At 43.8% G+C, this 11227-nt stretch carries 10 protein-coding genes and 1 riboswitch; of the genes, 8 read left to right on the plus strand and 2 right to left on the minus strand.

Translation table 11 applies throughout. The features are described from left to right. Nucleotides 1–105 precede the first annotated feature (105 nt). Nucleotides 106–858, minus strand: coding sequence for a DeoR/GlpR family DNA-binding transcription regulator (locus ACYQ4S_RS08945; RefSeq protein WP_459770664.1), 753 nt, complete (start codon nucleotides 856–858; stop codon nucleotides 106–108). Between the two features lie 220 nt (nucleotides 859–1078). Beyond that, a riboswitch (Lysine riboswitch) is annotated at nucleotides 1079–1258 on the plus strand. A 109-nt stretch (nucleotides 1259–1367) separates the two neighbouring features. Between ACYQ4S_RS08945 and ACYQ4S_RS08950 the strand changes: the two genes are divergently transcribed. From ACYQ4S_RS08950 to ACYQ4S_RS08985, 8 genes are all read left to right on the plus strand, one after another. After that, nucleotides 1368–2570: an aspartate kinase gene (locus ACYQ4S_RS08950; RefSeq protein ID WP_459770666.1), complete on the plus strand. Its 1203-nt coding sequence runs from the start codon at nucleotides 1368–1370 to the stop codon at nucleotides 2568–2570. Between the two features lie 432 nt (nucleotides 2571–3002). Continuing rightward, on the plus strand, nucleotides 3003–3992 hold the full coding sequence (locus ACYQ4S_RS08955; RefSeq protein ID WP_459770668.1) for an aspartate-semialdehyde dehydrogenase: 990 nt from the start codon (nucleotides 3003–3005) through the stop codon (nucleotides 3990–3992). Between the two features lies 1 nt (nucleotide 3993). Further along, the gene (gene dapA, locus ACYQ4S_RS08960) at nucleotides 3994–4875 is read left to right on the plus strand and encodes a 4-hydroxy-tetrahydrodipicolinate synthase (protein WP_459770670.1); all 882 of its coding nucleotides are present in this window, start codon (nucleotides 3994–3996) and stop codon (nucleotides 4873–4875) included. Between the two features lies 1 nt (nucleotide 4876). Further along, the gene (gene dapB, locus ACYQ4S_RS08965; protein ID WP_459770671.1) at nucleotides 4877–5611 is read left to right on the plus strand and encodes a 4-hydroxy-tetrahydrodipicolinate reductase; all 735 of its coding nucleotides are present in this window, start codon (nucleotides 4877–4879) and stop codon (nucleotides 5609–5611) included. Between the two features lie 3 nt (nucleotides 5612–5614). Next, on the plus strand, nucleotides 5615–6331 hold the full coding sequence (gene dapD, locus ACYQ4S_RS08970; RefSeq protein ID WP_459770673.1) for a 2,3,4,5-tetrahydropyridine-2,6-dicarboxylate N-acetyltransferase: 717 nt from the start codon (nucleotides 5615–5617) through the stop codon (nucleotides 6329–6331). A 105-nt stretch (nucleotides 6332–6436) separates the two neighbouring features. Continuing rightward, nucleotides 6437–7597: a M20 metallopeptidase family protein gene (locus tag ACYQ4S_RS08975; RefSeq protein ID WP_459770675.1), complete on the plus strand. Its 1161-nt coding sequence runs from the start codon at nucleotides 6437–6439 to the stop codon at nucleotides 7595–7597. Then, nucleotides 7594–8649, plus strand: coding sequence for an alanine racemase (locus ACYQ4S_RS08980; protein WP_459770677.1), 1056 nt, complete (start codon nucleotides 7594–7596; stop codon nucleotides 8647–8649). Before ACYQ4S_RS08975 ends, ACYQ4S_RS08980 begins: the two co-directional genes overlap by 4 nt. A gap of 405 nt (nucleotides 8650–9054) precedes the next feature. Then, nucleotides 9055–10026 (plus strand): hypothetical protein, encoded by a 972-nt coding sequence (locus ACYQ4S_RS08985; protein WP_459770679.1) that lies wholly within the window; start codon nucleotides 9055–9057, stop codon nucleotides 10024–10026. A 66-nt stretch (nucleotides 10027–10092) separates the two neighbouring features. Here ACYQ4S_RS08985 and ACYQ4S_RS08990 read toward each other — a convergent pair whose 3' ends face one another. After that, nucleotides 10093–11019, minus strand: coding sequence for a manganese-dependent inorganic pyrophosphatase (locus ACYQ4S_RS08990; protein ID WP_459770681.1), 927 nt, complete (start codon nucleotides 11017–11019; stop codon nucleotides 10093–10095). Nucleotides 11020–11227 lie beyond the last annotated feature (208 nt).

The following is an 11227-nucleotide window of genomic DNA, read 5'->3' on the forward strand; positions in this document are numbered from 1 at the left end:
TGGATCTGTTATAAAGCTGTTTAATCCAGACAATGATTGGATTATATTACCTTCATCGACAGAAATCATCATACGAGCAACGAGAAATTTGGGAAACATAATTTTTCATAGATTATTGGGAGTTACCACTTTAGTTAATTCTGCGACTGTTCTATGTTCTTCTGCAAGAGATGTGGTAATGACTGCACAATCGTCTATGTCTGCCACTTTAGCAAACGTGACTTCATTAAATTTAGTCGGGTCTGCTAATACATACGTCGCATTTGACTGTCGGATGGCTTTTTTCTTCACAGCTGCCTCTTCAACATCCGGTGTAGTAAAGCCTGCTTCTGGATCGACACCATTCATACCCAAGAATGCTTTGGTAAAATGGTATTCTCCCAGCTGATCTGCCGCAACTGATCCGATGACCGCTTTTGTCCGTTTCTTAATGCGCCCGCCGATAAGTATCGCTTCGATCTGGTAATCGGCCAGACGTGCTGCATGGGGCACACCATTCGTTACTACCGTAATATCCTTATCCGCAAGCAATGGTATCATCTCATAGGTTGTCGATCCTGCGTCCAGAAAAACCACCTCATGTGCTTCAATCAGTGCATTTGCTTTTCTGGCTATCGCCTGTTTCTCCTGAGTGTTTTTGACTGTTTTGTCTTCCATTGATGCCTCATCAGTCGGCTGACGCTTTCTTCTGGCTCCTCCATGAATACGTACCAGCCTGTCCTGATTTTCAAGCTCGGTCAAGTCCCGTCTAATTGTGGATTCAGAATGGTTAAGTTGATCGATCAGTTCTTGTACTGTGATCGTATTTTTTTCATTCAGCACCTTCAGTATATAAGCATATCTGTCTTCTGTAAGCACTTACCTCACCTCTTCACTATTGAATTTTAACATATAAAACGGTCACAAACAATATTAAACGGTCACTTTCAACCAAAACCATTCATAGTTACATAATGACTGAACTACTAGTTGATTGTTCTCTCGAGAAAATGCAATTAATTCAAAATAACATTTTACATCTCTAAGCATATTTGATAAGCTATTAATCAGGAACATTAAAATTATACAATTTAAGATTAGAACTGGATGAGGTGCGGAAATCATGAGTACTTATTTCATAAAGACCTGTAAGTCTGAAATAAGGAAAGGGAAATCTGCCGAAATGACTTGTTATTTACAGAGGATAAGTTGTTGGGTTGCATATGAACAATATGCAGACTGCCGTATAGCGTGTGCTTAACGGAGTGCTTCCACTTGTTTATGATAGGTTATTTAAAACAAGTCGGCATTCCCGGCTTGTTTTTTTATAGTCATAAAGCTGCACGGTTGAAGCCGTCCGTTTTATCCAATCTGATAAAGGAGCGCCTATGAAAAGAAGTGTACTAAAGTTCGGTGGATCAAGTGTGGCCGACTTCTCAAAAATAAAAAATATTGCGCAGTACATTAAGGAGCGTGTAGAAGCTGACGAGCAGCTAGTTGTCGTTGTCTCTGCTATGGGAAAGACTACTGACCAGCTTCTGGCATCAGTTAATGAACTGACATCTAAACCGAATGACAAAGACCTAGCGATGCTTCTGACGACAGGTGAACAGCAGACCATCTCTTTCCTGTCGCTGGCACTCAATGATCTTAACGTCAACGCCAAGCCGCTCACAGGCTACCAGGCCGGCATCGAAACGATCGGTAAACACCTTAAAAGTAAGATTTCATCAATCAAGACTGATCTGCTTGAACAGTTGTTTGAAGAGCAGAACATACTGATTGTAGCCGGATTTCAAGGATTCAATAAGGCCGGTGAACTGACGACCCTTGGCAGAGGCGGATCCGACACGACTGCTGTTGCCATTGCATCCGCCCTTGACTGCCCATGTGAGATTTACACCGATGTGACTGGAGTCTTTTCTACAGATCCTCGTGTCTATCCTGAAGCCAAGCGATGGGACACGATCTCTTTTGAAGAAATGATGGAAATGTCAGCTCTTGGTGCCGGTGTACTGGAGACTAGAAGCGTGGAACTGGCCAATAATCACAATATCCCTATTTATCTTGGAAAAACACTCTCTAATGAGAAAGGAACATGGATCGTGCCGAATGATCAAATGCTCGAAAGAAAAGCCGTGACAGGTGTAGCTCTGGATAAAGAGATGGCTCACATCACTATCACCTACCCTAACGAAAGTCAGTCCTTCCTGCATGACTTGTTCATCAAACTGGAAGAAGCTGAAATCAATATCGATATGATTTCTCAGATTCAGAATCAGGATGGCCTTCAGCTGTCATTTACATTCAAGGAATCTGAAGAAAGAGAACTGAACGAACTGTTCGACTCGCTTAAGTCGGATTATGATCATCTCTATGTTAAAATCGAAACAACTTACTGCAAAGTATCAGTCATCGGGGCTGGAATGAGAGACATGACTGGTATCGCATCAAAAATTTTCAAGACTCTGATAGAATCTGATATCCCCTTCTATCAGGTCACCACATCAGAAATTAGTGTCTCTTATGTAGTCGATGGAGAAAACGGTGAAAAAGCCACACGTATACTCTGTCAGACATTTGATTTATAAGAAAAACTTCACGTACCGCTAAGCCTCGACAAGAAAATACCTTAGTATCTGTTCGAGCTTCAGCTCTTACAGATATACTTGAGATCGCCGGAGCGATAGCGAGTAGACCTTACAAGTTGTAGTGCTTTAGCACGTACAACTATTGTTGAGATCGACCGAGCGATAGCGAGTAGAGGAAATGTGCCCCGAATTGCTGTGACTCTAGCATTTCCAATGCGTAGAGACAGAGTATGCGGAAGAAGAGCATCCTGCGCAATGGGTACATTTATCTTTTTCTCGAGAGGCTGGTACGTCCTTACAAGTTGTAGTGCTTCAGCACGTACAACTATTGTTGTGATCGACCGACCAACGGGAGTAGTTAAGCTAGACAACACTTCAACACTTTGAAACTTATTTTTTGATTTATAAGAATTGCGAAAGGATGATTTAACTATGGTATCACTAGCTCTAGTCGGAGCGACCGGCTTAGTCGGTCAGACCATGCTTCAGCTCCTGGACGAGGAATCGATTCCTTTTGATTCCCTCACCCTGTATTCATCAGCCCGTTCAGCTGGAAAAGAAGTAACCTTTAAAGGAAACACGTATATAGTAGAAGAACTGACAGAAGAACACGTCAGAAACAGTCAGTATGATTACGTGTTGATGTCTGCCGGAGGAGGAACAAGTCTCGAGTACGCTCCGATCTTTGAAGAAACAGGTGCAGTCATCATTGATAATTCGAGTGCCTGGAGAATGGATGAGTCAGTAGACCTGGTCGTTCCTGAGGTCAACCGCGCATCACTGAAGCGTAAGCTGATTGCCAATCCAAACTGCTCCACTATTCAGTCTGTGGTCCCCTTGAAGCCTTTAGCCGATAGGTTCGGTGTCACTCGTGTCGCCTATACAACCTATCAGTCTGTATCAGGGTCCGGATGGAAAGGGATAGAGGATCTGGACCGCGGAGAAAAAGGAGAAAAACCTCAGAACTACAACCACCCAATCTATCACAACGTCATTCCACAGATCGATGTCTTTATGGAAGACGGCTATACTAAAGAAGAACAGAAAATGATCAAGGAAACTCAGAAAATACTGAATCAGCCCGATTTAGACGTGACGGCAACATGTGTTCGTGTTCCCGTTCCTCACGCACATGCAGTAGCCATGAACGTGACACTGGAAAAAGAAGTAGGTGTGGAAGAAATCAGACAATCGCTCGAAGGCTTTCCTTCTGTTGTACTGATGGATGACCCTGAAAACGAAATTTACCCTACACCGCTTGATGCTGCTCATAAAAAAGGCGTATACGTCGGACGGATCAGAAAAGATCCAAGTCTGCCGAACTCGTATCATTTATGGTCAGTAAGCGACAATATACTAAAAGGCGCCGCTTGGAATGCCCTTCAGATACTTGACCAACTGATTAAAGGAGAGGAAAACTGATATGACCCGTTTATTTACAGGAACAGCTGCAGCCGTCACGACCCCTTTCATTGACGGTGCAGTCGACTACGATGCATTACGTGCCCACCTTAACTTTTTAAAAGAAAACAGTATCCAGTCTTTTGTCATTAATGGAACAACTGGAGAAGGCTCGACTTTGACAGCAGAAGAAAAACGCAATTGTCTGAAGATTGCTCTGGAAGTAGCCGACAAAGATATTCCAGTCATTGCCGGAACAGGATCGAACAATACAGCTCAGACGATCGCTGCATCTAAGGAAGCAGAAGCCCTTGGTGTCGATGCCCTGCTCGTTATTACGCCTTACTACAACAAGACTAGTCAGAAAGGTCTTGTTGCACACTTTACAGCCGTTGCAGATGCCGTGTCGATTCCTGTCGTCTTATACGATGTCCCGTCTCGTACCGGCATGACGATTGCTCCTGAAACACTTGAGCTTCTGGATAAACACGATAATATCGTTGCCTTGAAAGATGCTACAGGCGACTTTGCGCACTTTAGCCGGCTTCAGGCAGTGGTAGACGACAGCTTCTCTTTCTACAGTGGAAACGATGACCTGGCTCTTCCCTACTTCGCACAGGGTGGACATGGCATCATCTCAGTACTGGCCAATGCCTTGCCAAATGAATACCAAAAATTGTTTGAGCAGGCGACTACTGATCACAAAGCAGCCCTTGAGACCCATCAGCTGCTTTTCCCGTTAGTGGATGCATTAGGTGTGGATGTCAATCCTATTCCTATCAAGGCTCTTGTCAGTCACCTGGGTTATGGCGAATACGAAATGAGACTGCCTCTTGTAAAATTGGAAGAAAAAGATTCAGACGTGCTGATCAGCTTGTTTGATTCCATCAGAAAGGACGGGTAATATGAAGCTGTTGTTAGTCGGTTATGGCGCAATGAATAAACGTGTCGCTGCACTGGCGGAAAAAGGCGGGCATTCGATCGCCGGTGTGATCACACCAGTCGAAGAAGAGAACTGCCCTTACCCTCTTTTCACATCCTTTGATGATCAGCTGCCTGAAGCGGACGTTCTGATCGACTTTTCTCATCCGGATCTGACCAAGCGCATGCTGCAGTCTGATTTGACTGTCCCAATGGTCATTGCGACGACCGGAGAAAAAGATACTCTGATCAAATTGATGCAGGAAAAGGCGGAGTCCGCTCCAGTCTTCTTTTCTGCCAACATGAGCTATGGGGTGCATATCGTCACTCAACTGCTCGAGCACATCGCACCGCTTATGAACGCTTACGATATCGAAATGATTGAAAAGCACCATAATAAAAAAATCGATGCGCCAAGCGGAACATTGATCAAGCTGCTTGATGCGATCAAGGATAACGGCCGTCAGGATGCCAGGGAAGTTTACGACCGCAGTCAGGTCACCGAAAAAAGAGACAAGAAAGACATCGGCATTTCCACCATCCGCGGCGGAACGATCGTCGGTGAACACGAAGTCCTGTTTGCGGGTGTGGATGAAGTCATTTCCATCAAGCATACGGCTCAATCCAAAGACATTTTCGCCAATGGTGCCTTGACAGTGGCCGAAAAACTGATCAACAAAACTAATGGGTTTTATACCTACAATAATTTAGGAGTGTAAATAATGAAAGAATTCAGCGCAAAAGAAATCATCCAGTACATCAGTGACTCAGAAAAGACGACCCCTCTAAAAATATATGTGAACACAGCTATGAAGAAAGACGAATTTCCCGATACGTTCAAAGTCTTCGGATCTGAAGGCAGCTATACAATTTTCGCTGACTTGAACGACTGGAAACCCTTCTTCAATGAAAACAGTGACGCATTAGCTGATCTGGTCATTGAGCAGGATCGTCGTAATTCAGCTATTCCATTACTCGATGCAACAAAAGTCAACGCCCGCATCGAACCGGGTTCATTCATCAGAGAACATGCGGTCATCGGTGACAGTGCAGTCATTATGATGGGCGCAGTCATAAATATCGGTGCTGTCGTCGGAGAAGGAACTATGATCGACATGGGTGCTATTCTTGGTGGTCGTGCGATTACTGGTAAGAATGTTCACGTTGGAGCCGGTGCCGTTCTTTCAGGAGTCATCGAACCTGCCAGCGCCAAGCCGGTCGTCGTTGAAGACAATGTACTGATTGGTGCAAATGCTGTAGTGCTTGAAGGCGTCACGATCGGTAAGGGCTCAGTCGTTGCTGCAGGTGCGATCGTCACAGAAGATGTTCCTGAAAACACTGTCGTTGCCGGTGTCCCTGCCCGCAAGATCAAAAACACAGATGAAGTCGAATCGGATAAAGTGGCTATTATTTCTGCACTTAGACAGTTGAAGAAATAAGATCATCATCAGATAACTTTAATTACACAAGCAGCTCGATCTTTATACTATCCCGAACATAAAAAAGAGGCATATGCAGACTGTCCGAATCAACTGGAGGATGACATGACTGATTTACTAGAAACAGCTACGAAACACAGACAGTTCCTACATCAAATTCCGGAGCTGTCCTTCAAGGAATTTAAGACTACCAACTATATAAGACAGCAGCTCAGCTATCTGGACATCCCCTACTTTGAACCCTTGGATACAGCTACGGTCGTCTATTTCAAAGGAAATTCCGGAGAAAAAGAAACGATCGGGTTCAGAGCAGATATCGATGCGCTGCCTATAAAGGAAGAAACAGATCTGCCTTATCGTTCATCCCACGAAGGCTCGATGCATGCATGCGGTCACGATGGGCATGCATCCATTCTTCTGACCTTTGCCGAATGGCTCAAGGAACAGCATGACGCCGGGCATTTACACAAGAATGTCTTGCTGATTTTCCAGCCGTCTGAAGAATCAAATGCCGGTGCCGATGCACTGATTCAAGCTTTTCCTTTCGAAGAATATCACGTATCACAGATATACGGTCTGCACCTCGGTCCGGATATTCCGGAAGGCACCCTGGCTACTAAACCAGGTTTTCTGATGGCCAGTGCAACTGAATACCGTATTCGTGTAAAAGGGCTGTCTGCTCATGTGGCTCAGAAAGATCAGGGTAACAGTGCACTTGGCGCAGTGACTCAGATTGCAACACAACTCTCACAAGTTCAGCACTACTTCCTGAACGGGCTGCATCAGAATATTCTTCATATTGGAAAACTCTACGCCGGCGAAGCCATTAATACGGTTGCTACAGAAGGGTATATTGAAGGCACGATTCGTACGTACGATCCAGCAGACCTCGAACGCATAAAAGTTAAAATGGAAGAAATCATCAGCGCAACCGATTCATTATATAAAACTGAATCCAAGCTGACTGTGGCCAAGGGGTATCCTTCTGTCTACAATAATGATGAGCTGATGGATACTGTGACAGAAAGCAGCAGACGTGCTGACTTATCTCTAGAATTGCTGAAAGAACCTTATCTCTTTGGTGAGGACTTCTCATTTTATTCGTCTATTGCCAAAACGAACTTCGCTTTTCTTGGTGTCAGAAATGAAGAAAAAGGATACATCCATGGCCTTCATACTGCATTGTTCAATTTTGACGAATCGATGCTGGAAAAAGGTGTGCACTACTATCAGTCAATCCTTCATACGTTAGGAGCTTTGACATGACAGCACGATTGATCAGAAATCAAAAACGATTAGCTGAACAGGCGCGGAGCATTCAGAGTCAGGTCCAGACGATCGCAATTGTTAAAAACGATGCGTATAACTTTGGACTGAAAGACACCTTCGATGCCTTCTACCATGGAGGAATCCGGGCATTTGCTACGACTAACCTGAAAGAAGCCAAACGTCTCAGGAGTTATGACCCGAATGTCCTGGTGCTCCTTCTCGATCCGTCAACTGCATTTGATGAACTTAGACAGCATGACATCACCTTGTCCGTCCCCTCCTTCGAATTTTACTCAACCTATCGAGATGAGCTCGAAGGACTGTCGGTACAGCTGGTTTTCAGAAATGATCTGAATCGACTGGGCTTTACTTCTTCTAAAGATATGCTGACGATATTGGAAGATGACCAGCTTGATGTTAATGGTATATGGACTCATTTTGCTTATGCTGATGATTTTGAAACAGGCCGTCATGCTAATGAGGTCGCAAACTGGCAGGCTGTGCTGAAGGATTTAAATGACCATCTATCTGATCTGACCTATATCCATGCGCAGAATAGTGCGTCCTTTTTAAGAGAAGGCCTGCATGAGGGTCATACACATATCCGCGGGGGCGTCATTCTTTACGGGACACGTCCATATTATCAAGGGCTGGATGAAGCGATCGCCAGGCAGACCGTTGAAGTCACCGCTAACGTGATAGAAATTACCGATGTGCCGGCTGGACAGAATGCCGGATATTCTGCAGCTTTCAGAGCAGAAAAACCTACCCGACTGGCAGTTTGTGATATCGGGTATGGAAACGGACTGATCCTGTCTAGAAGAGACTTCCCTGTACTGATCAATGACCAGTCTTATCCAATAAGAGTAATGATGATGAGCCACCTGCTTGTCGAAATCGATGAGTCTGTCTCTGTAGGGGATAAAGTGGTCTTGTATAACGACCAGCTGCGCTTTGACTGGTTTACTGAACACGGTGCCGGATCCTTCTCACAGCAGATGGCTGCTTTCAACAAGGAAACTTTTGTGGAAGAGTTTATTCCATACTAAATACTATTCAAGAGACAAAAAAGCACCTTGTATAATTCGTAAAAGCAATGGGACACCCGATACAGTTAGGGGTCTCTCATTGCTTATTTTATTCTCAAAATAGCCCTTAAATTCCGGTGGCTTGAACACTATAACCAGAACAGAATCTACCAACGCCCCAAATTGCTCTCTATCTGATAACAAACCTCCCCACTGCTTGTAAACAACTGTACTAAAGAAGTAAAACATTAGAATAATATGACAGCAGTTTAATAAATTGCTATTTTTAATGATTTTGTGAAAAAAGTTTTATTTTATTGGTTGTTTGTGATACACTCACAATATAGGAGATAGCGATTACTTACTTAATTCGCATCTTTTTTTACCTTTTCATGTGAACTAACTCACTAATAAGGAGCGAATACAGTGATTACCTTGGCTAGTTTTATATTTTTGATTCTGACCGCTCTGCTTATCTTTCAGTCGATGTTATCCAGTACCATTCAAAACTTGAATATCTTTCTGTTCGCTATTGTGGCCCTCTCAGCCTTTTCTTTACTGTTCCAGATACGAACGGAATGGACTGATTTAAAAGGTACTGTCAAAACCAATGCGGCTACATTGGCAAGCAGTTCCACATACACACTCCTGGCTCTGACAGGAGGCACCTACCTGACCTTTTTCTTAAACCATTCATTTGGAATAGGCGGTGTGCTTGCATCCAGTACCGTAGGGCTTGCAGGAGCATGGGCAGTCAGAAAATACGCAGCAGCAATTTACTGTGGATCTTTTATAGGTATGGCGTGCAGCATTATTTTTTCAAACCCTCTCTCGCTTTTACTTGCCAGCATCATTTCAAGTGCCCTGTTTATTCTCTCTTCCAATATTTTTGTTGGCTATGGAGGAAAACTTGGATTCATGGCCTTTGCTGGAACCTACAGTGCTTCTGCACTTATAGGTACACCTTTGAGAACAATAGATCCACTTTCTAGAAATTTATACTTCCTTGTTTTTCTGTTTGTCATAATCGCTGGCATGGCTACCTATGTTCTTCAGAAAGCCCTAGAGATGGATGCTGTGACAGCTTCCGCTTTAGTAGGGCTGGTCATTGCCTTGTTATTCCCAGATGCAACCCATACAGTGGTCGTAGCTGCCTTCTGCGCAACTTTTACTGGAATGGTATCCCCTGTTAGAGTATCAACCTACCGTCAGATGCTCTTTTTAAGTGTCCTGACAGGCATACTCTTCATAGCTGCTTATTCCCTATTTGACGGATCAGGTGGAAAACTGGGTGCCATCGCCTTTCTTTCCACAGTCAGCGGATCAGGGATGATCACTGGTCTCAAGCTGATTAGGAAACGACTCCAGTGTTCAAATGAAAAGTCATACTCTATTTAAATACAACAGAACACCCCTGCCGATAGTTTCAAAACCAGCAGGGGTGTTCTTTTATCATTCATCTAACTAACTTAATGCTTTGGTCAATGGAGGAACAACTTGTTTCTTCCTTGACACAACACCTTCAAGAAGGATCAGGTCATTGTCTACTTCTTTATCAAATGCTTCTGCAGCTTCAGCTTTCTGATCTCCATAAATCAGCGCAACTGAGTCACTTTCCAGCACGTTTGTTATAACGAGTAGAAACAGATCATAATCCTCAGCTTTACTTTGAGCAACCATCTCCTCAAGCAGTTCATTCTTACGGTTAAGAACCTCATCCACGTCGACCACATTGACCTGTCCAATGCGAACAGTCAGGTCGCCCATCGGGAAGTTCTTGGCATCTGAATTCAGAATCTGATCAGCAGACTTGTCGGCCGTATTCGTACCGGCTTTCAGCAAATCTTTCCCGTATGCTTCAAGCTCGACACCTGCCAGCTCAGCAAGCTCTCTAGCTGCTTCTTCATCTTCAGGTGTGCATGTCGGTGATTTGAGAAGCAGGGTATCTGAAATGATAGCTGACAGCATCAGTCCGGCGATGTCTTTAGGTACATCGATCCCATTTTCCTTGTATAATTTCAAAATGATGGTGTTTGTGCATCCCACAGGCTCTGCTCTGTAATAAAGAGGATTAGCCGTCTGGAAGTTGGCAATACGGTGATGATCAACAACGGCCACGACATCAACTTTATCGATATCTGATACACTTTGCTGAGCTTCATTGTGATCGACCAGCATGACTTCATCTGCTTCGTCGGCAGCTGAAGAAATGACTCTAGGCGCTTTTGTGTTGAAGAAATCAAGGGCATATCTTGTTTCATCTGTAACCTCTCCTAAAGCAACGGCCTCTGTATTTTTACCTAACTGATTCTGCAGATAAGAAAAGCTGATGGCAGAAGTGATCGCATCAGTATCTGGACTTTGATGTCCGAAAATCAATAGTTTACTCACTGTCATTCTCCTTTGTGATAAATGTCTTTAATATAAGAATATAGCAATTTAGTGAAAAATTCAATCAAAGCAAAAAGAACATATGTGTAAAGTTATTCTCGGAAATTTATTCTAGAAATCTGAAACGCAGTTTATTGTTTTTGTCTTTCTCAAGCCTATTTTGCTCTTCGAGCTTTTAAAAGGCTTGAGAAAGTCAGTTCTAATTAAA

Source organism: Alkalibacterium sp. s-m-28 (genome assembly GCF_054658175.1).